Origin of the sequence: Pyrobaculum ferrireducens, from assembly GCF_000234805.1 — an archaeon.
GTDB classification, from domain to species: domain Archaea; phylum Thermoproteota; class Thermoprotei; order Thermoproteales; family Thermoproteaceae; genus Pyrobaculum; species Pyrobaculum ferrireducens.
In genome coordinates this window covers 2,295,474-2,319,936 of record NC_016645.1, presented here as the reverse complement: position 1 = coordinate 2,319,936, position 24,463 = coordinate 2,295,474, and the positions used below count along the sequence as shown (strand labels likewise).

26 protein-coding genes are annotated in these 24,463 nt (G+C 55.5%); 9 read left to right on the top strand and 17 right to left on the bottom strand.

What is annotated here, in order from left to right:
* Window positions 1–49: 49 nt before the first annotated feature.
* The 3 genes from P186_RS12955 to P186_RS12945 all read right to left on the bottom strand — a co-directional run bounded on the left by P186_RS12955 (window position 50) and on the right by P186_RS12945 (window position 6,339).
* A complete protein-coding gene (locus P186_RS12955; protein ID WP_237179426.1) occupies window positions 50–4,231 on the bottom strand; it encodes a P-loop NTPase family protein in 4,182 nt (1,393 codons plus the stop codon).
* Between the two features lie 593 nt (window positions 4,232–4,824).
* Window positions 4,825–5,796 carry a hypothetical protein gene (locus P186_RS12950; protein WP_014289967.1) on the bottom strand — a complete coding sequence of 324 codons (972 nt, stop codon included), beginning with the start codon at window positions 5,794–5,796 and terminating at the stop codon, window positions 4,825–4,827.
* Between the two features lie 165 nt (window positions 5,797–5,961).
* Complete coding sequence (locus P186_RS12945) at window positions 5,962–6,339, bottom strand: hypothetical protein (RefSeq protein WP_014289965.1); 378 nt, start codon at window positions 6,337–6,339, stop codon at window positions 5,962–5,964.
* A 64-nt stretch (window positions 6,340–6,403) separates the two neighbouring features.
* Between P186_RS12945 and P186_RS12940 the strand changes: the two genes are divergently transcribed.
* A complete protein-coding gene (locus P186_RS12940; RefSeq protein ID WP_014289964.1) occupies window positions 6,404–7,423 on the top strand; it encodes a DNA double-strand break repair nuclease NurA in 1,020 nt (339 codons plus the stop codon).
* On the top strand, window positions 7,413–9,239 hold the full coding sequence (locus P186_RS12935; protein ID WP_014289963.1) for an ATP-binding protein: 1,827 nt from the start codon (window positions 7,413–7,415) through the stop codon (window positions 9,237–9,239). The genes P186_RS12940 and P186_RS12935 overlap by 11 nt, the downstream gene beginning before the upstream one ends.
* Here the strand turns inward: P186_RS12935 and P186_RS12930 are convergent.
* From P186_RS12930 to P186_RS12910, 5 genes are all read right to left on the bottom strand, one after another.
* Window positions 9,165–9,392 (bottom strand): hypothetical protein, encoded by a 228-nt coding sequence (locus P186_RS12930; protein ID WP_148683082.1) that lies wholly within the window; start codon window positions 9,390–9,392, stop codon window positions 9,165–9,167. The two genes, P186_RS12935 and P186_RS12930, sit on opposite strands and share 75 nt — an antisense overlap.
* Before the next feature lie 610 nt (window positions 9,393–10,002).
* The gene (locus P186_RS12925; protein WP_014289962.1) at window positions 10,003–10,335 is read right to left on the bottom strand and encodes a hypothetical protein; all 333 of its coding nucleotides are present in this window, start codon (window positions 10,333–10,335) and stop codon (window positions 10,003–10,005) included.
* A gap of 26 nt (window positions 10,336–10,361) precedes the next feature.
* The gene (acnA, locus tag P186_RS12920; protein ID WP_014289961.1) at window positions 10,362–12,992 is read right to left on the bottom strand and encodes an aconitate hydratase AcnA; all 2,631 of its coding nucleotides are present in this window, start codon (window positions 12,990–12,992) and stop codon (window positions 10,362–10,364) included.
* Window positions 12,993–13,041: 49 nt separating this feature from the next.
* Window positions 13,042–13,227, bottom strand: coding sequence for a hypothetical protein (locus P186_RS12915; protein WP_014289960.1), 186 nt, complete (start codon window positions 13,225–13,227; stop codon window positions 13,042–13,044).
* Window positions 13,227–13,790 (bottom strand): hypothetical protein, encoded by a 564-nt coding sequence (locus tag P186_RS12910; RefSeq protein WP_014289959.1) that lies wholly within the window; start codon window positions 13,788–13,790, stop codon window positions 13,227–13,229. Before P186_RS12910 ends, P186_RS12915 begins: the two co-directional genes overlap by 1 nt.
* A 387-nt stretch (window positions 13,791–14,177) precedes the next feature.
* On the opposite strand from P186_RS12910, the gene speD reads away from it, so the two are divergent.
* Together speD and hxlB are read left to right on the top strand one after the other, a co-directional pair.
* Window positions 14,178–14,555 (top strand): adenosylmethionine decarboxylase, encoded by a 378-nt coding sequence (gene speD / locus P186_RS12905; RefSeq protein WP_014289958.1) that lies wholly within the window; start codon window positions 14,178–14,180, stop codon window positions 14,553–14,555.
* Window positions 14,556–14,583: 28 nt separating this feature from the next.
* Window positions 14,584–15,192 (top strand): 6-phospho-3-hexuloisomerase, encoded by a 609-nt coding sequence (hxlB, locus tag P186_RS12900; RefSeq protein ID WP_014289957.1) that lies wholly within the window; start codon window positions 14,584–14,586, stop codon window positions 15,190–15,192.
* Window positions 15,193–15,314: 122 nt separating this feature from the next.
* On the opposite strand, the gene P186_RS12895 is transcribed toward hxlB, so the two are convergent.
* Entirely contained in the window at window positions 15,315–15,530 is a 216-nt protein-coding gene (locus P186_RS12895) for a ribbon-helix-helix domain-containing protein (protein WP_148683081.1), read from the bottom strand.
* A gap of 280 nt (window positions 15,531–15,810) precedes the next feature.
* Between P186_RS12895 and P186_RS12890 the strand changes: the two genes are divergently transcribed.
* Complete coding sequence (locus tag P186_RS12890; protein ID WP_014289955.1) at window positions 15,811–16,311, top strand: hypothetical protein; 501 nt, start codon at window positions 15,811–15,813, stop codon at window positions 16,309–16,311.
* 1 nt (window position 16,312) lies between these two features.
* Window positions 16,313–16,867, top strand: coding sequence for a UbiX family flavin prenyltransferase (locus tag P186_RS12885; RefSeq protein ID WP_014289954.1), 555 nt, complete (start codon window positions 16,313–16,315; stop codon window positions 16,865–16,867).
* Here the strand turns inward: P186_RS12885 and P186_RS14125 are convergent.
* Window positions 16,864–17,025, bottom strand: a complete 162-nt coding sequence (locus P186_RS14125; protein WP_014289953.1) for a hypothetical protein — start codon at window positions 17,023–17,025, stop codon at window positions 16,864–16,866. The genes P186_RS12885 and P186_RS14125 overlap by 4 nt on opposite strands.
* Before the next feature lie 47 nt (window positions 17,026–17,072).
* Window positions 17,073–17,918, bottom strand: coding sequence for a LysO family transporter (locus P186_RS12880; RefSeq protein WP_014289952.1), 846 nt, complete (start codon window positions 17,916–17,918; stop codon window positions 17,073–17,075).
* A gap of 116 nt (window positions 17,919–18,034) precedes the next feature.
* On the opposite strand from P186_RS12880, the gene P186_RS12875 reads away from it, so the two are divergent.
* Window positions 18,035–18,259, top strand: coding sequence for a hypothetical protein (locus tag P186_RS12875; protein WP_237179425.1), 225 nt, complete (start codon window positions 18,035–18,037; stop codon window positions 18,257–18,259).
* Here P186_RS12875 and P186_RS14495 read toward each other — a convergent pair.
* Window positions 18,249–18,497, bottom strand: coding sequence for a phosphorylase family protein (locus P186_RS14495; protein WP_250634615.1), 249 nt, complete (start codon window positions 18,495–18,497; stop codon window positions 18,249–18,251). The two genes, P186_RS12875 and P186_RS14495, sit on opposite strands and share 11 nt — an antisense overlap.
* Window positions 18,418–18,930 (bottom strand): nucleoside phosphorylase, encoded by a 513-nt coding sequence (locus P186_RS14490; protein ID WP_250634614.1) that lies wholly within the window; start codon window positions 18,928–18,930, stop codon window positions 18,418–18,420. Before P186_RS14490 ends, P186_RS14495 begins: the two co-directional genes overlap by 80 nt.
* Before the next feature lie 62 nt (window positions 18,931–18,992).
* Here P186_RS14490 and P186_RS12865 point away from each other — a divergent pair, with 62 nt between their 5' ends.
* Both P186_RS12865 and P186_RS12860 read left to right on the top strand, forming a co-directional pair.
* On the top strand, window positions 18,993–19,946 hold the full coding sequence (locus P186_RS12865; protein WP_014289950.1) for a M42 family metallopeptidase: 954 nt from the start codon (window positions 18,993–18,995) through the stop codon (window positions 19,944–19,946).
* A 120-nt stretch (window positions 19,947–20,066) separates the two neighbouring features.
* On the top strand, window positions 20,067–21,494 hold the full coding sequence (locus P186_RS12860) for a hypothetical protein (protein WP_237179424.1): 1,428 nt from the start codon (window positions 20,067–20,069) through the stop codon (window positions 21,492–21,494).
* A 79-nt stretch (window positions 21,495–21,573) separates the two neighbouring features.
* Here the strand turns inward: P186_RS12860 and P186_RS12855 are convergent, their stop codons facing one another.
* The 4 genes from P186_RS12855 to P186_RS12850 form a co-directional block, all read right to left on the bottom strand.
* Window positions 21,574–22,761, bottom strand: coding sequence for a Clp protease/crotonase-like domain-containing protein (locus P186_RS12855; protein ID WP_237179423.1), 1,188 nt, complete (start codon window positions 22,759–22,761; stop codon window positions 21,574–21,576).
* A gap of 94 nt (window positions 22,762–22,855) precedes the next feature.
* A complete protein-coding gene (locus tag P186_RS14430; protein WP_237179422.1) occupies window positions 22,856–23,191 on the bottom strand; it encodes a S49 family peptidase in 336 nt (111 codons plus the stop codon).
* A gap of 85 nt (window positions 23,192–23,276) precedes the next feature.
* Window positions 23,277–23,426, bottom strand: coding sequence for a hypothetical protein (locus P186_RS13935; RefSeq protein WP_158307152.1), 150 nt, complete (start codon window positions 23,424–23,426; stop codon window positions 23,277–23,279).
* Window positions 23,427–23,511: 85 nt separating this feature from the next.
* Window positions 23,512–24,195: an acyltransferase gene (locus tag P186_RS12850; protein WP_014289947.1), complete on the bottom strand. Its 684-nt coding sequence runs from the start codon at window positions 24,193–24,195 to the stop codon at window positions 23,512–23,514.
* Window positions 24,196–24,463 lie beyond the last annotated feature (268 nt).

Below are 24,463 nucleotides of genomic sequence, written 5' to 3'. Positions count from 1 at the left end.
AAGCACAGCCTCAAGACGCCTCCGCCGGCTATCTACTGGCCTCGGCAGACTAGAAGTGGTAGTAGTAGAGTTTGAGTAACGCCAGCTTCAAGTCGCCGCATTTGTCCACCTCGCCTTTGCAATTCTCAACCGCCTTGGCCGCTTTGCCGAAAAGCGTTCCGGCTATAGTCCCCTTATGGGCGTCCTTGCCTACCAGCGCGTGTGCCCGCGCCAGCTCGCGGTACCTCTCCCGCTCTACGCCTTTGGCGTGTCTAGCCTCGTCAAGAGCCATAAGCAGAAGAATAAGCCGGCCGAGTGAGCCACTAGGTGCCAGCACCTGTACCAGCCCCCCGGCGTCAAGCCGATCCAGTACAGAGGGGGGCTCCAATCTCTCCTTATACCACTCTTTTACACGTATACGTATTCGGTTAAATGCCTCCATGTCGCCCATAACAGCTTTGTACGCGTCGCGACAAAACGCGAGATAATCAGCGTGTTCCATAAGTTGAGATAAATCAATTTCCGCTTTAACCTCTCCCTCTTTAACCGCGCTTATAGACGCTCCGGTGGCTTCAGCACACAGCAACATCGCTTTTATGGGCTTTGGCGGAAGGCCCAGCAAAGCCGCCAGGGCCGGCTTGAGAAGCGGATGGATGCGGCCCTCCAGCGCCTCTAACAGCTCCTTGGTGTCTGGCGCCTCCGCCCCAACGCCAAGTAGACTCAACATGTATAGGGTGGCGACGTGTACATAGTTTTCATATCTCAGCAACCAGCCGTGCTCTCTCAACACTTCAGCCGCCTCTTTCATTCTGCCGGAAGCCGCCAGGTAGACAAGATACTCAGCCAACCTAAAAGAAGCGGTCCTCAACATCTCGGCCGTCGGCGCCATGAGCTCCCTCGCCTCTTTCCACAGCTTTTCAAAAGCCTCGGCTAACTTTACAACCACGTCGAGATCGCCGGCTTTCAACACGCGGGCTCTAGCGGCATAAGAAGAGTGGACTAGGTAGTTTTCCCACCACCTCAACTTTTTGTCGAGCTCAGCCGCCTTGGCGAAGTATTCCTCAGCTTCCTCTAGCCTGCCGGCGTCTAGCTTGACCTCCGCGAGGCTGTAGTACAGCATGACCTCGGCCACTGACAACGCCCTCTGAAGCGCCTCCTGCGGCCTCTCTAGAGATCGGATGGCTAGGTATTTCTCCAGCTCCGGGCTCAGCTCGCCTCTCTCCGCCTTTTTACTCAGCTCAGCCAGTTTTGACGACAGTTCGCCTACCTTCTTTTCAAACGCCTTCTCCAGAGACTCTACGCAGTCCTCCCTCGCCTCTCCCGTACACAAGTCGACGCCGCACGGCGGGAGGCCTCTCGCAGCAAAGCGCCGAAGCGCGTCGACCTCCACCAGAATTCTCAAATCCGGGTCTTGAATGCCGCCTAGAAGCTGACAGACATCTCCGTGTAATTTCGTAGCCTCTGCAGATTGAATAAGAACCGTTGCGTAGGCGGCGGCGAGTAGCGCCTTCGCCCAGTCTTCCACCACCCGCTCCTTGGCCCACTTAACCTCTTCTAAAATACGCTTGGCCAGGGCTGGCGGCTCATCTACCGACAGCGTAGCCGCGGCGTAAAGCACGGTGGTCCACATATCCGGCGCGTGTTCTCTCAGCGGCGAAAGCGCGTTAAGAATAACACCAATAGCGATCGGAGATGCAACCCGTTGTACAGCTGGCTGAGCTGCCGCCAGCGCCTTTACGGCCGCCTTTCTATCCAACACCCCCGCCCTCGTTGCCATCACGGCCAAGCCAAGGCCGTAGAAAAGCTCCCACCATCTGGCACCGCCTCTCCCCCTCCACGCCTCTACCAGCTTTTCCGCCTCTTCCAGCGCTTTGCCGTGCTGGCTGGCGAAGGGCTTCGGCATCTTGCCCAATGCGGCCATTGCCAGTAGAAGCTCGCGGGTGAGCGGCGTCAGCTCGCCGTCGGCCAGCAGGTAGCCGTCTATCACACACCACCTCCTTATCCTCTCGGCGGTGTCCCCTAGGTACTCTTTAGCCTTCTCCGCCTCCTTGGCTAATGGTTTATACGGGTGACCAGCGATGGCGGCGCCGAGCATTAACGCGAATTTCTCCAGGCAGAGAGCCCCTTCCCACTCTTTTTCTAAATCGGAGCCGTATTCCGCAAGAAAGTGGACAGCGGTGTAGGGGCTTGTCTTCGCCTTTTTCCAAATTCCCAGCTCCTCACCTGCGTCTTTAACCACTTTACGGATGTCTTCTACAGCCGCTTCTTCTAACAGATTTGCATATGCGGCTAGAAACAACGCTGTTTCTATCAGATCGTGTTGTCTCCGGGAGAGCCAAATGTACACCTCCTTGGGTAGGGGCTCTCTGGGACACCTCTCGCTTTTAAACAACTTGGCGCATCTCCACCTAGCCCACCTCTCCAAGAGAAGCGGCGGCGCAACCGCGTTCCCCGGGCCAAGATCTCGGCTATAGTATCGCCTCGCCGCCAGAATTTGTGAAAAAATCTCAGCCATATCCTCGTCTTCGTACGTGCCGGAGGGACCCCTCCACCTAACTCTCAACATCTGGTTGACGTAGATAAGCATAAACCTAAGCGCCCTCCCCCCGGCCGCCCTCACCACCTCCTCTACCTTCTCAAGCCGGCATCCCCGCCTGCTCAGCTCCTCGCCGACTAGCCTGGCGACTAGGGTGTAGCCCTCGTCGAATTTCGCAATCTCCCCGGCTAGTGCCCTCAGCCCCTCTCCCTCAAGCCGACAGCCGGAGTACCGCCTTATTACCTCGGCGAGGAATTCAACGCTCTTCAAATCAAGAACGACGGGGACTATGAGCCTCTTCACCTCCTCGCCCAGCGCGTTGTAGATGTCTGTCGGCAGTACCAAAACAACGGAGGCTCTTGGCTTCCCCCCGCGGTGCGTCAAGTTAACGAGGTCAGCCACTATACCAACGGCCTCAGGCCTTGGCCTTTCCAGTGGCTTTTCAAGACCGCCCAGCTCGTAGAACCTAGGGGTTGTGGGGTCGTAGAACAGGAGATAGCTACGGCCCGCTCCATCCACCACCTCTGGCAGATCGTCAAGCTTCAGCCTATTTACGTTTATCACGCCTCTAACCGCCGCCCTTCTCAAAACCTCCGCCAGCACGGCTCTGACCAGCGTGGACTTGCCGACTCCTCTTGGACCGACTATGGCTAGGACGCCGCCCCTCTCCACAACCTCCCGCACCTTCCTCTCCACCTCATCCACGGCTTGTGCTAGGCCGTGCCGCGCCGGGTCTACGTAGGGCTCGCCCATTACGTACAAGACGCCGTCTCTGCGCTCCACGCCTAGCTCCTCCGGCTCTGTGTAGACGGCGTTGAGGGGCCCAAGCTTTGCTTCAAGCACTGAGACTCTGGCCTCCAGCTCGGCCAGCTTCTCCTCGATTTTCTCCACCACCTCATCCAGCATCGCTGTGTCTAATCCGTAGAGCGCGTCCAGCGCCTTCTCCACCTCTTCTCCGCTTCTTCCCAGCGCCGCGGCGGCTTTCCACACAAGCACCTTCCGCAGATCTTCGTGCAACCCTTTCCATTGCTCCCTCTGCTCTATCCACTGCGTAATCCAGTTTTTACCGAAGACCTTTATGACGGCCGCTATCAGATCCAGAAATTTAAAAACGAGGGGGGCGAATTTAGAAACATGGGAGACGACGTCGATATGCAACGCCTTTGTCAAAAACGGCACCGCATCCCTCAAGGCGGCGCCGCCGACTCTCTTCAATACCTCACGCACCCTATCCCAGACATCTGGCGCCAGTAGCGTGGAGAATTTTTTGTAGGCCTCCCGTTGCTCCTCCAGGTACTTCACGGCGGCCTCCTCGTCGCTTTCCCTCATCCTCTTCACTACCTCAGCCGCGAAGCCGGGCGGCATGTACCCAACGCCGAGGTACTCCACCGGCGTAAAATGCCGTTTGATTAGCTCGACAGCCCTCTTTGCGTCGTCGCTGGCGTAATCCTTTGCGCGATCCCACGGGATGCAGTAAACAAGCCTATACGGCCCCCCGCCTGCATAGGCCTCGCCCAGCTCGTCCCTGCTAGTCGCCGTCCGCTCTCTTAGCTCAACGTCGCGGCCGGCCTCCCTCAGCTTCGACGAGTAGTTTTCTATAAAGTACGACTTGCCGGAGCGGGGCGGGCCCACCACATCTACAACCCGCCACGGGAAGCCCTCCAGCAACTTCTTAACCAACTCTTCGTTGAAGCGCTGAAAGTAATCCACAACCACGGTTTCATGTAATATAAGACGTAATAAATATTTCAACTTACTATATTATGTGTACAGAGAGGGTGCCTGTCCGTTGCAGGCGTGTTGTTAATGCTGTTCCATGGGGGCAGAGGCGTGGCTGCCGACATGCGGCGGCTGGCTCGCTGGCCTGTGCGGAAGGTGGACTGCAGCGGCTGTCGCGGTGCCGACGGGCCCCGGCAGGGACTGTGTACACAGCCGTATACGGCTCACGGCCGTGGGTCTGCGGAGGCGCGGTGGTTTAGTCTGGAGTTTCTCACATCGGGGAATGGCCGCGGCGCATATCTGCGACGAGGCGCAACCGGCGGCATCGGCGCCTCCACACGCGTCGCCGCCAAATGAGGGCAAACCCGGAGTCTTTTGACGACGTTAATATCAACGCCGTGAATATGCCTCAGATATGTTGATAGCCCACGTCCCGCTTTTTAGATCTTTAACTGAACGAAAGCACAGACAGCTTATACGCGGCTGTTTAGAAAGCTCCCTCTTTTTATAAACTCTTGAGCCGAGGTGCAACTCCACCGAGGCACCAGGTGGCGCGTCGCCTCAGAGAGGCGAAGCCGCTTAGAACGGCGTTACAAAAGTGCAAAGAAGAGAGAAAGAGGCGTGGTTAAGACTTTACCTTCCAACCTCACCTCGCCCCCTCTGTACACGGCGTAGATACAGTAAGTATTCAAGCGGTTAGCCGCCTCACTACACTTCTCTACGTGACTTCTGTCATAGTTAATAGAAAACTCAGCCAAGAAGCTAATCGGCCCATCCCTCCGCTTTATAGTCACATACGCGTCTATCTCCCAGCCGTTCTTAAGGTATTTCACAAATTTATCAGGAAGATGGCCTCTATCAGGCCTATCATGACCGGTGACTAAGGCATACACACCCAACGCCACATTGGCAAGAAATATAGATTCAAGATAATGTGCACTCTTATCAAGCTGTCCCATTATCTCATCCTTTACCTTATAATATGCGTCTACGTACGTCGTTCCATATAGTGTATGCTGGTAGTGCATATATGCCCCCAAGGCGTAGCGGGGGTCGGAGAAGACTATTTTGAAAGGGGAATCAGATTTAGAATCTCTACCTCCCTCTTCTTTTGGGCTTTTGCTTAGTTTCTTCATTCTTATAGTAAATAAGATGTGGCTCTTTCTCAAGTACTCAATCGCTGTTTCAACGTCGTTAGTCTCTACCTTGACGTTTGCTATGTCTTGAGCCAAGTTCCTCACTTCCTCGTATTTGTCGCCTACTTCAAGACCTTTTTCAAACACCCTCTCAGCCGCTGAGTATAACACCGCCTTAACCACCTCCGGCCTCACCCCGTACTCTCTTGCGTCTTCCAAAATTTCATCAATTGTGTCAAAAAAGGCAACGGGAGGCTCCTGACAAAGCTTTGACTCTCTTTTGTCTGAATGGTGGCCGCCGACGGCGGGCCCTGCTACGTGAGGCGGCTCTTCATTTGAAAGGCACCGGGCGGTAAGTTCTATCCCCCAAGCAGTCCCTCCGTATAACAAGTAGTATTTTAATACTTCATCAAGTTGGTCCTTCACTTCATCAAGTTTTTTAACTATTTTATTTAATTTTTCTAGATTTTATAAATTACTAAGTCTATCTTCTGTCTCGTAGTGTTTTAGTTCAGTTAGCATCTTACTATAAATCTCAATCGAAGGAAACAGCGGCCAGCTATCAAGCTCGGCTACCCGCGTCATATTTTGCTACCTGTTTTTTAAATTGTATAAATATAAGCTTTTATAAATATAAACTTTCAAGGCGGCGGCTTCTGTGGTTTTGCACACAGTCTGGGCAACTTCGATAAACTGCCTAACCTCGTCGCAACTGAAGGCGATGCCTTTCACGCCAAGACAGTGCTTGGCGATGTAGGCGAGGTTGCTACGTATGTGTCTCTCCACCCACCTCTTTACCCTATCTACATTGTAGTAAACCGCAGGCGCGGCGCCGTCATCGCACCCCGCGGAGGCGCAGACAGCTAGCACCTCTACACAACTCGGCGCGTCCCACTTCTCGCAGTCGACCTCCCTCGCCTCTATTCTAGCGTCACCATTTAACACGGCGATGTCAACGTCGTCGCACAAGTCCTTAATACTTAAATCTAGAATTTAACCGTCGGTTATATAAATTACATTGTTATTTTAAACGATGGACTTTTTAAGAGGTCTCGAAATGCTTCTGGACCGCGTTGTGAGTATTAGATCTCCTCTTAAACCTCGATCTGAGGGGGAGGAGCAGGAGGTGCTGGGCGAGATAGATGCCTCGAAGGCCGACGTGTCTAGGCCCGTGGGCAACGGCGAGGAGGTGGGGTACGCTGTAGATGGCTCTCTCCGCATGGTCTCCATCCCCTACTTCCGCCTCTTTATAGCGGCTGGAGTAGCGTATGCCAATGACAGAGTTGTTGAGGCTCCCGGCACAGTCGACGTCAAGTATGTCGCAATTCAGTCAGACGACGTGGAGACGCTTAAACAGTTGGAGGACATCGCGGTTGTGCGCTACAGAATCCAGGGGATCGACAAGTGGTTTACTAGCGATCTGCATCGAGATACGGTGGGTAGAATTGTGAGAGAGCTTGTGGAAACTTCGCTAATTAAATTCACGCCAAAAGATGAGACGTTGCTGGTGGACGGGCCCCTCTACTACGGCTTTAGAAGTTTGGTGGAGCTGGATATGATGAGAGTGGAGGCTTTGTGGGAGAGGAGAGCGGTGGCGGTTGTGAAGAGGCTTGAAAAGTCTAAGAAGCTTTGTAGAGCTAGAGAGTGGCTTGAGCAACACGGCGTGTCGCTTAGCAATTGTAACGACCAGGTTGCGACGGTTGAGCTGGGTAAGATATACGCCCGGTCTGTCACAGACGTGGTGGTTTTCGGCCCGTTTATACAAAGAATTAAAAGTAAGGAGCTCCCCTCCCTCCCCGACAGGTACCTATGGTATGTGTACAGCTGGGGGGCGCAGTTTAGAATTGAGGCCTTTCGCGCAGATGTTGCAGAGAGGACGTTGCCCACGTTGTTGAGGTACAGGACAAGTCTCTGGCTTCCCTACCACATCGCCGTCGTGGATAAGCTGGCCAAGGAGAAGAGCAGGCGTATGTTTCTATATGTATGTGGGAAACTTAGGGCAAGGGGGGTTAGCCTTACCTACGACACTTTGATGGAGTGTCATGCTGGGTGAAAAAATTGGCGTAGTTTCAGCAAGTGAGGTGATTGCAGTGGGGCCGCAACACAGAATAACGGTGGAGATACCGTTTGACGTATATGCGAAACACCTCATAAAGGTGGGGGATCTCCTCTTAATTGAGACGCGGGTACATAAATCGCTGGTTTTAGCCCAGGTGTCTTCTATAAAACGTCAGCATCTTGCAGCGTTGCTGGGAATACGAGCCCTAGATGCGCCTATTGAAGACAGCCAAGGCCTCTCCACGCCGGCTGTAATTGAGCTAGAGCCTTTAGCTGAATGCGCCTCTATTGAAAACTGCGATCCGGTACAACCAGCCTCTCCCATAGATCCGCTTAGCAGTGTCTACATACCCTCCTCCGAGGTAGTTGCTAAGATGTTAGGAATTCCGCAGGTGGGGGTTCTGCTGGGCAAGCTGTATATAAACAAGGAGTTGGATGTGGAGGTGAGGTTGCCCCCCGAGGCGGTTTTCATGCACATCCTCGCCGTGGGCACGACGGGGGCTGGGAAGACGACATTTCTAAAGAACATTGCCCTCTCCGCCTACTGGGATTTGGGAATTACGCCGATTGCCTTTGATTTCCAAGGCGACTTTATCCACTTGACAATACCGGCGCAGGGCGCCAGGTACAGACACCTGAACCGGCTCACCGTGGTGTGGCCAGTGACGCGGAGCTTTCTCCACAGGGAAAGCGAAACATTAATCAGATACGCCAATGAATTTCTAGGAGAGGGGGAAGAGCCGGGCGACCTATCCGCAGTATCCGACAAAACTCTGTTTTCCAAGGCGGTGGGCTACGGGCTGGGGAAGCTCTTCATGGAGAGAGTTATGGGGGGTGGCTACGAAGTTGAAGATGTAGAAGTCGAGGCAGATAGAGGCCGGGTAAAGTGGATTTCCATCCGCCTCCCCCACGGAGTGGAGATTAAGCTTATTCCATGGGCTCTAGAGCTGAAAGACATCATTTGGGAAATCCCCACCCTTTTCCCCTTTTTCGGCACGCCTAGAATAGCTCTTCTGTATGATGATATTGTTACACTCATAATCAATAAGATTAGACATCGTAACAGTATAGATATAGATTCAGTTGTTGGGACGTTGCATCGAATTTACAAATTACTTGAAGAAGAGATTAAGATTCACAAAAGCCAGAAAGATAGCGTGGTGAGGGGTTTCACATCCCTTAAGAATACTGGGATAATTGACGTGTGGTGGGATTTGAGCATGCATGAGAGAAAGCGTCGTGTATTTTTTGGAGAGCCGAGCTACGGGGATCTATTCTCAGAGCCTGTGGTGGTGTTTTTAGATCTGTTTAGAGAGAGGCCTACGGCGGCTTCTATTGTTGTGTATAGATTGTTGAGAAAGTTGCTGGAGGTGAAGGATGAGGAGCTTAGGAGGGGTGCCCCGCGTCCGGCTTTTGTTCTAATTGACGAGGCTCATGAATATTTTCCGCAGAGCGGCGAGGATTTGAGTAGGGAGGCTGTGGAGGATATGATAAACAGAATAACGCGGCTTGGACGCGTGCGTAGAATAGGCGTGGTCTTCGCCACGCATATGCCTGAGGATTTAAATGCCCTGGTTCTCCAGCTGTCTAACACCAAGGTGGTGTTTAGAAGTGATGAGGCGGTTCTTGAAAAATTTGGCTTGAGGGAGTACAGCCAGCTACTCCGCATCGCCCCAAATGGCGTGGCCGTGGCGAGAAGTCACAGCTTTAGAACTGGAGTTCTGGCTTTCAGAACTCTACCCCCGCAGACTCTCCACAGATCCCACGTAGATCAGCTCAACCTCGGCCTCCTCAGCGGGGAGGGGCATTAGCCACCTCTCGCCGTCGTATAGCACCTTCGTGGTGGCGGCGTCGACTTTCCCACCGGCCTTGTACACCACGTAGAGGGGCTCAGCGTAGACGAGGTGGCGCGGCGCCTCGTACAGCCCAACTCCATCTACCACCTTCACAAGCTTGACCTTCACGCATAGTTGTAGCTGTGGGTATATACAGAGAGGTGGTAATACCAGTGTAGGATGCGCCGAGGTAGCGGCGCTGAATGTGACTCATTTATCACAGCCTCAGCCATCGTTGTGTTGAGTGGGGGGTTTCGGCGAGTTTCCTCGGACGTGCCCCGCCAGCTGAATTACGGAAGCATGTGCCTTGGCGCTCACAGATCCGCCCAGCACTCCACAACCAGCCCGAAGTCTCTATAGTGGAACAGCCGGCGAAAGCCCCAGCGTGAAGACCGCCATGTTGAAACCCCTTAACTCTATAAATCTTTAGCTCGGCGAACATAACCGGACCACTATACAAAAACAAAAACAATCAAACAGCCTTCTTTAAGTCAGTCAAAAGGAAAAATATATAAATAGAAGTTTTAACAAACAATAGTCTATATATTGATATCACGTGTAAATTGAGTGTACTGTTTTAAAGCCAGTTATCCATAGACCCCGCCGAAACTTCCAGAAAACTCCCCTACAAATATGTAGCGGCGTTGTTCTCACATGCCGGAGAGACGGCGCGTCGAGATCTGCGATAGCTTCTGAAGGACGTAGGGCAGTATGCCGCCGTGTTTGATGTACTCCACCATTACCCCCCTCTGACGAGGGGTATTAGGGCGAGTATAGAGACGGCCACTAGGTAGAGGAGGAGCGGGATGTGCTCCACAGCGAGGAGGCCGCCGAAGCCCGTGACAGGCGACCATATGGATCTGGAGACTCTCCCGGCGTTAAACGAGGCGACCAGAAGAACAACGCCGAGGATTTTTCTACCTCCTCCACGGAGGAGGGCCGCGCCCAGTGCGGCGTACGTCGCGGCTAGTGCTAAGTTTTCGGCTACGAGTAGTGGAGGCAGTCCAACGAAGTTTATGCCGACGTAGCCCACCGCCAGCAACAGAAGGAGGGCTACGAGTACCCTGCGCATATACGCCGTCGGGGCTGGGTTTAAAACTATTTACTTTTCTGCATCAACTTCTGAAGGACGTAGGGCAGTATGCCGCCGTGTTTGATATACTCCACCTCTGCCCAGGTGTACACCGCCAGCTTGGCCTTTACCTCGTCTACGCGGCCGTCCCTCCGGTGGATTCTCAACGTGACTTCCTTGCCGGGCGCCAGGCCTTCGGAGAGCCCCACCACGTCTATCGTCTCTGAGCCCTCTAGGCCGAGGCTGTCGACAGTTACGCCTTGGGGTAGCTGTATGGGTACTATGCCGACCATGGTTAGGTTGGATCTGTGGATTCTCTCGAAGCTCTCGGCTATCACAGCCTTGACGCCCAGTAGCTTGGGGCCCTTGGCGGCCCAGTCTCTGCTCGACCCCGCGCCGTAGTTTTTCCCAGCCAGGACGACTAGGGGCGTCCCCTCTTTTTTGTAGGCCTCCGCCGCCTCGAAGACGGTCATGACCTTCCCCTCTGGGAACTTGATGGTGAGGCCGCCGTCTAGGTTTCCGATTTTGTTCTTGTAGCCTTTGCTGGAGAAGGTGCCCCGTACCATCACATGCCAGTTGCCCCTCCTGGCGCCGAAGGTGTTAAACTCCGAGGGCTTAACGCCGAGGGACATGAGGTACTGCCCAGCGGGGTTGTCAGTCGTTATGTTGCCCGCCGGCGATATGTGGTCCGTCGTAATGCTGTCGCCAAGCACCAACAGCGGCCTCGCCCCCTTTATGTCACCGACCTTTACCTCGCCCTCAAAGAGGGGAGACGGCTGTATATAGGTGTCGCCCGGGTCCCACTTGTAGAGGAGGCCGCTTGGCGCCTCCAGAGCCCGCCACTCTGGAACAAGCTCGCCAGCTTTGCTGTACTTTTCGACATACATCTTGGGGTCTAGCCACTCCTCCACCACCCTATTCACCTCCTCGGGGGTGGGCCAGAGATCTCTTAAATACACGGGCCTGCCCCCCTGGCCGTAGGCGAGCGGCTCCGACTCCAGGTTTTTCAACACCGTGCCCGCAATGGCGTAGGCCACCACCAGCGGGGGCGAGGCGAGATACGCGGCGCGGATGTCTGGATGCACCCTTGCCTCGAAGTTCCTATTGCCCGACAGCACCGCCGCGGCGAGTATGTCGTGCTCCTTAATCGCCTTGGCCACGGGCTCGGGCAGGGGGCCGGAGTTCCCAATACACGTGGTACACCCAAAGGCGACGACTTGGAAGCCCAGCTCATCTAGGTATTTCTGCAACCCGCTTCTCTCCAACAGCTCCGCAACGGCTCTGGAGCCCGGCGCGAAGCTGGTCTTCACGTATGGGGGCGGCCTTATGCCGAGTTCGTAGGCCTTCTTGGCCACGAGACCCGCGGCGGCTAGGAGGTACGGGTTGCTGGTGTTGGTGCAGCTGGTTATCGCGGCGATGGCCACGTCTCCATCTCCGAACTCGACACGTCTACCGTCTATCTCAATCTCCACAGCCCTCCTCTGCGTCCTCTTCTTCCTCTCCTGGAGGAACGTGAGGAAGCTCTTCGGCGCCTCGGCGAGGCTCCTCCTCTGCCACGGGAGGGTGGGGCCCGCCACGTTCCTCTCGACCGTGGATAGGTCGAATTCCACCACCTGGCTGTACTCTGCGCCCTCCACTCCGCCGAAGACGCCCTGGAGCTCGTAGTACCTCTTAACCAACGCGACGAGGTCCTCCGGCCTGCCGGTTGCCCTTAGATACGAGAGGGTGTTTTCGTCGACGGGGAACAGGCCGGTGGTGGAGCCGTACTCCGGCGCCATGTTGGCTATAGTGGCGCGGTCGGGGACGGAGAGCTTTCTCACCCCCTCGCCGAAGAACTCAACGAAGGCGTCTACTACATTCACCTTACGCAGGTACTCCGTCACGGCCAGCACGATGTCTGTTGCCGTGACGCCGGGCCTCGGCTCGCCGTATAGGTGGACCCCCACCACCCTCGGCACTCTAATCGTGATGGGCTCCCCCAGCATCGCCGCCTCGGCCTCTACCCCGCCCACTCCCCACCCCACGACGCCGAGGCCGTTGATCATCGTGGTGTGGCTGTCCATGCCGACCAGCGTCTCGAAATACGCCAAGTCGCCGTCGGTCATCACTACCCTAGCCAGGTATTCTAGATTTACCTGGTGTATTATTCCTGTGCCCGGCGGGAAGATTCTGAGGTTTCTAAAGGCCTGCTGGGCCCACTTTAGGAAGCGGTACCTCTCCCTGTTGCGGGTTATTTCGAGCTCGAGGTTTCTCCTAAGCGCCTCGTGCGATCCCCAGAAGTCTACCTGGACAGAGTGGTCAATTATGAGGTCCACCGGGACCTGCGGATTCACAAGAGAGGGGTCTTTGCCCATCTTCACAGCTATGTCCCGCATAGTGGCGAGGTCAACCACGGCGGGGACGCCGGTGTAGTCCTGCATAACCACCCTAGAGATCTTGATAGCCACCTCCCCCTCAGGCGCCTTGGGATTCCACCTGGCCAGCTTCTCCAAGTGCTCTCTCGTGACGTCGCGCCCGTCGAGGTTGCGCATGACGTTTTCTAGAAGGACGCGTATGGAGTAGGGGAGGCGAGCCACGTCGTATCCCTCCCTCTCAAGCGCCTTAAGCGGGAAGTACCTATATGTAGTCTCCCCCAAGGCGAACTTCTCTACATGCATTGGCAAGGTGTAGGTCTTGGAAATTATATAATGTTATTCACTAACTGCCTTAGCCTAATTGCGTGTTATGTCTAACAACCGCCTCCCTCACGGCCCTGGCGCTTCCCACGGCGATGATAGACGCGCTTTCCACCTGCATCACGTAGCCGCAGTAGGGGCACTGGTGCCTCTTTGCGTCTAACCTGGCGGCGCTCGCCTTGCCGCACCGGGGGCACACAACGGCCACATACCTCATCAATACCTGGAGCTGAGGATCTTTTTTAGCTTCCTCACGGCGTCCCACGTGTCGTGTTGGGTACAGCTGTACCGGGCGATCTCCAGGCGGACCCCGCCCCTTTGATCGGCGCCGTACCTAATCTCGGTGGCGAACAGCAACCCCCTATACTTCACAACCCCGAAGCTCCTCCGGAGCGTGACCCTGCCCAGCATCTTCACGGTGGGGGTACATATTTTTACGTATTCAACTGCCCTTCCGACGGGGGCGATTGGCTCTACGCATATGTCAACGCGCCCAACCGGCACGTCGAATACAAACTGCGGCGGCGCGGGGTGCGACACCGGGGCGCAGATGGACACATCAGCCGCCAGGTGGCCCCCCATCCACTCGATCAGCAAAAGACCCAGCCCCGGCAACTGCGCCGAGGGGCAGAAGACGCCGCCCCACTCGCCCTCCAACAAGTGCCCCACTCTCTCCAAGTTTTCAGAGACCCACTGCCTGATGGGGGCCGGCGGGTCTATGTCGAATCGGTACTTTACCCGCCGCTGGGCCAAGCCTTGTACATAGGCCCTCCTCGCCACAGACGCTATGAAGGCTAAATTTATAAATAGAGTTTTTCGGGGGGTCTATGCCGATTTGGTACAGAGAAGAGGAGGAGTGGGAGGAGGAAGAGGAGCTGTGGGAGGAGTTTGAAGAGGAGTGGGAAGAAGAGGAAGAGTGGTAAATCTCCTTTTTAATCCTCTCCAGTTTTTCCGCTCGCGGTTCCTCTCACCGAGTTATGTTTTTAAAGTGATCAGTGTTAGGGTGCCAGTTGCCTAAAAATATTTCTCAAGGGGGGTCGGTGTCTCTTCTTTATTTTCTTATTGGATGTCTTTTTGGTTTTACAAGTATGGTGTATGCAGGTACTAACGTGTAGTGTAAGGGTTTTTGGGGGTTAAATTTTTAAATTGCGTGGTACGGGGAGTTTCATGGCGGGGGGCGTGGGGGGTAGGGTAGTAGTGGGGAGGCACGTATACGGCAACCTATATGGATGCGACTCTCACGTGCTTGGCGACGAGGCGGCGCTGATTACAATTGTAAAAGAGGCTGTGAAGGTGGCTAATGCGATGTTGCTTTCGATAGGTTCGTACAGGTTTGGGCCCAACGGCGGGCTCACGGTCTTCGCAGTGGTGGCGGAGAGCCACATATCTATACACACGTGGCCTGAGCACGGCTTCGCGACGGTTGATGTATATACCTGTGGCGACCACACGGACCCCAAGGCGGCGTTTGACTACATAGTATCTCAGCTAAAGCCCAGGCGGCTGGAGGTCTTCTTTGGAGATAGGTCGATGTATAGAGAATAAATTTATAAATTGACTTTTTTCAAGATTCGTGACTAAATACTTTAAAAAGGCATATTTAGAAATTGCGAATTTTATACTTCAATCGCTAGATAAGCTAAATCTAGACGCAATTGAGACATTTATAAAAACAATAGAAGAATTGTATAGGCTCAACAAGAAGATTCTAGTCGTGGGCGTGGGGAGGAGCGGACTGGTGGGTAGGGCCTTCGCCATGAGGCTTAGACACCTAGGGGCGAGGTCCTACGTGCTGGGCGAGACGATTACCCCATCGGTGGAGGAGGGCGATTTGGTGGTGGCTATTTCGGGAAGCGGCACCACCCAGATAGTCGTCGCCGCAGCTGAGGCGGCTAAGAAGATGAAGGCCAAGGTGGCGGCCATCACCACGTACCCCGACTCGCCCCTCGGCAAGCTGGCGGACATCGTGGTGTTTGTCCCGGGCAGGACTAAGGTGGCTTCGATGGACGACTACTTCGCACGCCAGATACTAGGCATACACGAGCCGCTGTCCCCCCTAGGCACCCTTTTCGAAGACACCGCCATGGTTGTGCTAGACGCCGTAATAGCCGACCTCATGAAGCGGCTGGGGAAAAACGAGGCGGAGCTAGCCAAGAGACACGCAAATATTGAAGTGCCTTGACGCCGTTGCTCAAGTCAAGTCCCTACGGCGCAGGTTTTTTATTCAGTGTTGTCACCACCGCTCACAACTCGCCACACACCTGCCTTCATCAATGGGTGGTCTTGTGCACTTCCTTATTTACTTTATCTGCCTCTCAGAGTGGGGAAGTCGTCCTCTTTTTCGTTTAACACCTCTTGGAACCTCGGCTCCTTCAGCATTTCTCTTAAGGCGTGTTTTATCAACTGACTGCGGCTCTTGAAAAGGCCTCTCTCCACCAGCCGGTCTATCCTCATTATCAACTCGGAGGGTAGCCTCAGGGATACCCTCTCCAGTGGCACCTTGCTCTTCCTACGAGGCATATAAACGTGGAGAGTTGGTAATATATACTTCACGTTTTTATAGAAGGCTCTATCTCCACGCCAATGTACTACCTCCACCCCTACAAGGCACTGTCGTCGAGCTCCACATGCGTCAGGTATGTACGCTCCCTACTCTCCATGTTGTTAGGAGGAGGCCCGGTGGTGTACGGCCAAGGTGGCGAGGTCGTGCTCGCCCTCTCCGGCTTTCACTCAGAGGACTGGCCCGCCGTCAACTTCCTCTCCCTCTTAATATACCTCTGGAAGAGGGGGGGTTGTGGATATGCCGCCCACCGCCGCCGCCCCAGTGGTAAACGAGCGCGCCTTCCAGGGGGTGCCCATAGGCAGAGAGGGGGCCGACCCCTACTTCGACTTTCTAGAACTAAAGACAGAGGCGGCGCGGGCCGTGACGGAGTTTTACCACAAGTCGAGGCCGAGGGTTGTTGCCGTCTTCCTCGGCGGGAGGGAGTACGAGGCGGCGGCCACCACCGAGGCCGCGGCCCAGACGTTGCCGGCTAGGAAAATTACGCCGTCACCCCACACGCCAGAGGGAGTTTTCACGCTTAAGTACAGCCACGGGTTGGTTTTCAAAATCCCGCCGGAGCCCCGGGAATTCGGCCTCCTCGCCCGCCACGTGGCTGACGTCTTGAAGAGAGCCGCGGCGTTGCCGCCGGTTGAGCGGCCGCCTGTCAAAGTGGAGAAGAAGCCTATCTACCTGCTACACGGCGGCAGGGAGGTGGAGGACGGGGTCCTCATAGACAACGACGTCTACATATACATATAGGATGAGGGTTTTCCTAGGCATCACCGGGGCCTCTGGCGTGATCTACGGCGTCAAGGTGCTGGAGTTGTTGAAGAAGTCGGGTGTGGAGGTTCATCTCTCCATGTCGAAGACGGCCGAGAGGGTGCTGAAGCTCGAGACGGATCTCGACGCCGAGTATGTGAAGTCTATGGCTGACCACGTGTGGGACGAGGCGGATCTATCAGCTCCGCCGGCGTCGGGTAGCTACCCCATCGACGCGGTGGCGGTGGTGCCGTGCTCCACCAAGACCCTGGCGGCAATTGCAAACGGCCTCTCGCTGAATCTCATCATAAGAGCCGCTGAGGTGGGGCTGAAGGAGAGGAGGAGGGTGGTTCTCGTGATCAGGGAGAGTCCCCTCTCGCTGGTCCACATTAGAAATATGGAGCTGGTCACCATGGCGGGCGCCGTCGTGATGCCTGCGGCGCCTGGCTTCTACACGAGACCTAAAACCATAGACGAGCTAGTCACCACGTTTGCAGGAAGAGTGCTTGATCAGCTCGGGATTAGACACAGCCACACACCAAGGTGGAGGGTCTAGGAGGCGCGCTCGCCCACTACTGTTCTCAAAAGCCTAGCCACGTGGGGCGCCCGGCTCTCCAGCACCTCAATTGCGTAGAGGACTTCGTCGTCGGGCTTTATTCCATATCTCAATAACGACGCCGCGGAGATCCCCAGCAGGTCTCTGACTCTAGTCATTGAGATGCTGACATCTCATATTTAACTTCTTACCGTTATACCCCTCTTTATATAATGTTGGTGTAGATTTGATGTATTAATGGCACGATTATGGGAACCAGCACGGTTAACACCACGCCGTTGGCAAATGCATATATAGAAAAGGAGGATCCGTACAGCGCCGTGTACAGCGGCAACGTGTTGTCCATCGTGGTGGCGCCCCCCATGGCCAAGACGCCGACTTTGCCAAACCGCCTAGCCAGCAGGGGGGCCAGCACGAAGGTGAGCTGTTCTCGGAGGAAGTTGACCAGCAGCCCGTAGGCGCCACCCGCGGCGTCGCCCGCCGCCGCCAGGTAGGGCCCGGTGAAGCTGTACCACCCCATGCCGAAGGCCACGGCCGGCGTGATGTTGAACAGCAGTGTGAAAAACGGCGCAACCACGGCAGTGGCCGCGAGGGAAATCGCCGGGGCCGCCAGCATAGATACCTCAAACCTGACCCCCACCCCCGCCATGTCAGCGCCAGCCGCCAACAGCAGTAAAATAAGGAGGGGGTCAACCGCAGAAGAGTAGTCAAGCTTCGCCACCGACCCCGCGGCGAAGCCGGCGGCTAGGGCGAAGACGACGTAGAGCGAAATGGCCGGCCTCTGGGCGGAGTTGGCGGCGCCTCCTCTGTCGAGCGCCGAGCCCAGCGCCGCCGAGGCCAGCACCAGGGCCAGGGCGTATAGAAAAGACACGAAGAGGAACCCCCCCACGTTTCTCAGCACCACCTCGGAGGCGTTGGCCGCCACGAAGAAAACCAGCGCGGTGACGACTGCCGTGAATATCCACGGCGGCGGGCGCCTCCCCAGCGCCTTGCCCAGCGCGTAGCCCAGGGCGATGGCTCCTAGGTACTTCACCAGAGAGAGGTAGAGCACTGCGTAGAGTTGGTAAGGGTTATTAGCCTTAAGTCTCTTTTAAACCCGTATATAGTAATGTGAAGACACTGAGAGAGAGTTCACTAAAACTTTTGAAAAACCGGAGAAAACGGGTCTTGAAAAGCGGCGAAGTACGGTACAGCGAGGTGGACGAAACCGAACTGAAAATATTCCTCACAGCGGTGGGGGTTAGATGCGATATGTGCAACACACGCCTCACATACCAAAACCTCGGCTACCTGCGCGTCGGCGACGGCGTAGAGCTCGCCCTGTGTGAGAAATGTTTAATAGACTACGTAGAGTATCTGGAGGAGATGAGAAGGGCCGTCGCTACTGAGTAGTGATGTCAAGAGCCTCAACCACCTTGAGAAACACATCTCTAAACCTCGCCGATAGATCCACCACGTCGTGCCTCCCCACCACATTCGAAATAACAAGGACACACCCCGTTTTAAACCCCCGAAGCCACCCAAGCGCCATCGCCGTGGCGCATTCCATCTCAACCGCGGCGGCCCCCCGGGCCCGCCAGTACTCTACAAAGTGGGGGTCCTCTGCGTAGAAGGCGTCGCTGGAGACCACGTAGCCGACCGGCGCCTTGAGGGACTGGGCCAGCCTCACAGTGAGATGGGGGATCCGCGGCCAGGGGAGGGCTGTGGCCCGGGAAGTAGGCCCCCAGCACCCCGCCGGCGGGCGCCGCGGCGGCGGCCGCCACCAAGACGTCGCCCACCTCCAACCCGCCGAAGGACCCTGCGGTGCCTATCCTCACGAAGATCTCCATCCCCAGCATTTTCAACTCCTCCAGGGCTATGGCGGCGGAGGGGCCGCCTATGCCGTGGGCGGCCACTGTTATCCTCCTCCCCTTGACGCGGCCGGTGTAGACTGGGTATCTGTGCTCGTTGACCAGCCTCGCCTCCTCCATCAGAGAGGCGAATAGCCTAGCCCTGGCGGGGTCCCCCACGCCTACAACCACGGGGGCCACGTCCCCACGCTCCGCGCGGATGTGGTAAGGCACGTTACTGTGGCCACGGGGGTATATAACAAAAAATGTATAATAGCTAGGCATTTTGGAGATGCATGGAATTGGAAGCTCTTACCAAGGCGCTGGGGGTGTCTGGCTTCGAGGATGAGGTGAGGCAGAGGATTCTAAACGCCGTGGGCGGTGCCGAAGTCGACGAATTTGGCAACGTCGTCCTGCGGGGGAGGTCTAAGGTGGCTTTCGTGGCGCACATGGACGAGGTAGGGCTCCTCGTGACTAACGTCGAGGAGGATGGGAGGCTGAGGTTTAGGAAGGTGGGCGGAGTCGACGACAAGATCCTCCCCGGCTCCTCGGTGGTCCTCTACGGCGACGGCTTCCGGGTGGAGGGGGTGATCGGAGTGGCGCCGCCACACTTCCAGCAACAGCAACAGCAGGTGACTTGGCAAGACCTCTACATAGACGTGGGGGCCTCCAGCCGGCAGGAGGCGGAGGCTATGGGCATTGCCCCCATGACCCCCGCCGCATTTTCGCGGCGGTATGTCGAGATGGGGAGGTACGTCTCCGCCACAGCGCTCGACGACAGGGCGGGTTGCTGGGCGCTTCTCGAGGCCTACAGAAGGGGCGCCCCGGCGACTTTTATATGGACTGTGCAGGAGGAGGTGGGGCTGATGGGGGCCCGGGCTGTTTCTAAAAACCTAGACGTGAAGTACGCCGTCGTGGTGGACACCACCGCCTGCTGCCACCCCAACTGGACGGGGGGCGTCAAGCCGGGGAACGGCCCCGTGTTGAGAATATTCGACAACTACGGCGCATTCAACAACAAGCTAGCCAAGAAGGTGCTGGAGGTGGCCAAGAGGCGCGGGATACCTATACAGATCGGCTCCGGCGGAGGGGGGACGGACGCGGCGGCCTTCTTCGTCTCGGGCATCCCCTCTGTGGCCATAGGCATACTCACCAAGTACTCTCACTCACCAGTAGAGATGGCCCACAGGGAAGATCTGAGAAACACGGTGGAGCTAATAGTGGCACTTGCAGAAGAGCTGAGTCAATAAGGCAAAGGATTAATAAACTTTTGTAAGAAGCCAAAGTTAGGTAAAAAATAAATCTGGTGATTTCGCATGTTTATGCACCGGTGAAATATCTACCTCGGGTTGGCTCTGGGAGCTCTGGCTGTGTTGTATGTAGTATACTGGCCTAGCTATCAGATACCTCTGGGCGTAGATGTAAGGTTTGAGAAGGTGGGCCACCTGAAATACGAGCTGGTGGTCGAACCCTACTACGCTAGATATGAGCCGAGCAACAGGCCAGCGGTATTCATAATACTGCCCTCGGCCAGAGAGGTTGGGAAGCCGCCGATGTGGAGCATACAGCTGTCGGCTGTGGGGCCCACGGTGGGGGAGGTGTGGATAGACGACGCAGAGGTTAGAGGAAACGTGGTAGTGGTTAGGCTAGACGGCAAATTCGGCCTCGTTCTCGACGACTGGCTACGCTACTTAGGAAACGCAACCGGCGTGGAGCCGTCGATCCACGTTCACATTTGGTACGGCGACGATTACCTCGGCTTCGCCGCCGTCAACTACGACCCCCACAGACTCGCCGGCAGAAACGTCACATATGTAGTAAAGGCCCAGGTCGTCACGGCGGAGAGGCCGCTGAAAACAAAGCCAAGAAACTCCGCGGGCTACCACTTCTCTAGTTTCGGTCTAGATTGCGTATACGAGTGGCGGTACAACTACACTATCATCGACACAGAAAGAGATTTCGGTGGAAAAATCCCCCTCTTCTTCATATACAACCAGTACAGCTACTCAGGCGAGGTGGGGTTGCTCCTGAACATTACTAAGGCTTATATAACGGCTGGTGTAGCGGTGGGTTACCAGATTGGATCAGCTGACATCACATTTAAGGATCTAATGGCACTCTCCTTCGACATTAAGGATAACCAAACTAAAATCTTCAAAGGTGGTAGCGTGTTCCCAAACGAGGCTTATTGGTTTGGCGTGTATGGCAAACTTACAATTGACCGCTATGATGAGTGGTACGTATGTCGCGATGGTGGTGGGGTAATGTCGGCGTCACGTACTGGAAATGTCATGTTTAAATCAAGAATTCACTACCTAAGTAAAGGCTCTGCAGGTAACACCTTGGTTTTGAGGGAGAGATTTAACTCTTCTCGGTTGATAACAGCCCTGGAGCTACGCAACTACTACAAACTTCTCGGTACATTAGTCGCAGAGGTATCTACACCTCAGAATCTTAAGATTCTCAATTTGGGTGAGTGGGTGGTTCGCCAGTTCAATACTCAATGTCCGAGGGAGGCTTTAGTTGGGGCGCCCTTTGGAGTAATTCTCAGGGCGGTAAAAGGCGCTGAGTTTGTGAAGAGGCATCCCGCCTTGGCGTCCATTCCAGTATCGGTTAAGGCTGACTACGCCAATATTCGGGGAGTTGAGTATAAAGCCATTTATCAAAATGTGGGCGCCGCTTTTCGCAGGGGTTATGACGTGGTGGAGCATGTTGATATCTACGCGACGGGTGTGAAGGTCAAGATATCCGACTCGTGTCAAGTAGATCTGCCGCTGGGATATGTGATAAGCCGCTGAGCTAAGACCTCAACCCCTTAGCCAAATCCGACTCTTTTAGAAAAACTGGCTCAAAGAGGGGAAAACAGGTGGGTTTGGCCTAGGGGTATGTGGGAGGCGGTGTTTCTGGATATATCGGCGGAGTTGGTGGTTGCGCCGTGTGGGGCTTTGGCGGTGGAGGCGCTATGGGCCTCTCCTCAACTAGCCACGATATCATGTTTCTAAACAGTTTCGTGTTGTCGCCTAGCTGTATTAAATACGGCGTGAAGCTCCTAACGGTTCCCACTGCTGTAAAGTTGCCCACCCTCACAGCCACTGTGTATACGTCTCTGCCGTAGCCAAACATGTAGGCCTCTGCCCGGAGCCTCGCACCGGCGGAGGCGGTGAAGGCGGTGGGGCTTAGGAAGATTAGCCGCGTTGCGTTGAAGACTGTGTCGTTTCTCAAGCCCCTCACCCACACATACTGCCAGTTTCTGGTAAAGTCCTCGGCGCCTAGGCCGGTGAAGTTGTAAACAGCTCTTAGGACCGTGATGTTGAAGTATGTGAGTAGCGGGTCGAGCGTGGCTGCGAATGAATAGGGCGCGATGATAATAAACGGTGGCATTGCCACGGGGCCGCTGGCTCTCATATCTACTAGGTAGAGGACTCTGACCCCGCGCCGTGTGGCGTTGTAGACGGCCTCAGCCGCTGTGTCTGTAAACGGCGTGGATGGGTTGACGATTATGAGACCGGTGGCGTTGTTTAGGAGCTCCTGTAGCTCCATCTCGCTTCTAGCCAGCCTCAGGGCGTAGCCCCTCTCCACAAGCTCCTTTACAAGCACCTCTACGAAGCCTCTCGGTATTAGGTTGCCGTGCGACACGTCGAGCACCACGTAGGGCCTTGCCGGCTTCTTTTCCTCTGCCGGAGGCGGCGGGAGGGGCGGCGTTACGTTTCTAGGCGGTGGTAGCTGGACGGCGCCTGGCCAGAGGTAGTATATGGGAGGCGCCGATTTGTTTAGCAACATCTCCAGCGGGATCTTGCCCCCGGATACCAGAGGTATAATTACGATGCCGCGTCTGGTGACGTTGTACTTTTCATATATGTCAACAACTGTGTAGTTTTCGAGACCCAGCTCCTCTGCCATGTCCTCCACCGCCTCCCAGAGCCCGCCTATTTTGTCGATAAGACCAAGCTCCAGGGCTCTATCGGCGCTGAATATCCTCGCCGTCTCAAACACTTCGGGCGCCGCCTTAAGCCTGTCGCCCCTGCCCTTTAAAACGGCGGCGACAAAATTCGCCCTGACTTTCAATGTCGTTGTAGAACTCTGTGAGGTCCATGCCGTAGTATTTATACGGCCCAGTGGTGTAGATATAGTCGGGCAGGTCGTATAGATACTCGTCGGGTCAGAGGAAGGCGATTACCCCTATGTTGCCAACCCAGCTCGACGGCGTCGCGTAGATCCTCTGGGCCGCAACCGCGGTGTAGTAGGCGCCGGAGGCGCCTAACCCCGCTATCACGGCATACACAGTCTTGTTGAGGCCTCTTATCGTGGTGTAGAGCCTCTCGGTGGCGCCCACGGCGCCTCCCGGCGAATTTATAAGCAACACCACCCCCGCCGTGTTGTTGTCAAAACGTAGTTTCTTGACGTAGGTTATTAAGAAATCGACACTGAAGTCGAAGATGGGGGTGTCGATAGGCACAATTACAATCTCCTTCTCCGCCTTGGCCTTCTTCTCCAACCTGGCGACGCGGGTAGCGACGTCGCTAATCGTCTTGTTGAGCGAAACGAGTCTGTCGATGAGAGTTCTGTTTAGTGAGTCTATTTTAGCCCCCTAGAGATGTATTCAGCTGATCTATCTTGTGTGGTATATCTCTCTCGACGGCTGATACTTTACTCCACGTCGCTAGACCTAGTATTAATGCACCTATGGCGATTAACAAGGCTAACACCCCCACAATTAGCGACCTTTCCATACGCCTGTAGGTATTTGTGTATATAAACGTAATGTACTGGCGGTATATGACGCGCCCTAGCAATAATTGAACTTTTTGAGGCGGGCTACGTACTCTGTTCGTAAATTGCCTTTTTTCTGGCGTAGTCCTCCGCCCTGCCAATTACACGCGCGGGCACCCCGGCAACCACTACGCCGGGGGGCACGTCTCTCGTGACCACGGCGCCGGCGGCCACCACCGCGCCTTCGCCTATCTCCACGCCAGCGACTAGGGTGGAGTTGGCGCCGATCACAGCCCCCCTCCTTATGACAACGGGGGCCAGCCTCTTGCTTGGGGGGTACTTGTCGTTTGTTATGACGGCGTTGGGGCCTATGAAGACGTCTTCCTCTATCACAGTGCCGTTGGGGATGTAGACCATGGACTGGATCCACGCCCTGTCCCCGATCTTAACCTCACGCTCTATTACGGCCTGCGTGCCGATCCTCACTCCCCTCCCAATCCTGGACAGCTCCCTAACCAGCACATTGTGGCCGAACTCGCACCCATCTCCAATCTCCACGTTTTCGTAGATCACGGCGCCGCTCCTAATGATTACAGACTCGCCGATTCTCGCTCCCTCGCTGACCTCGTCGAGGGAGGAGAAGCCCTTGAGTATCTTCTGGCGTGTCGGGTAGCCTATCACAGCGGCGTCTATAAAGCTGTCCCTCCCCACCACGGTGGGGCCGTATATGTATGCGTCTGGCGAGACGTAGCGGGCGTGGATAATCGCCTTTTGAGATACGAATCCCATGGGGCTGGCCGTGCGTTGGTTATATAAATTGTGGCGCTACGGGGGCGGCGTTCCGTGTAGATCTCTTACACGGAGAGTTGTTAAATCGGCCCGTACTGTGGTTAAGATCGGCGGTATGGTTTTTAATGTCTATATAAAGCCGCTGGCTGTCGGAAATCTCTTGCTGGCTTACCGCTTAGGAGGCTTCTTCCGAGGCTGGACGCCTTTTTTGACGACGTCATTAACAAGGTCTTGGACCGCTTAACTGCGTTAGGTTGCTCCTCTTTTC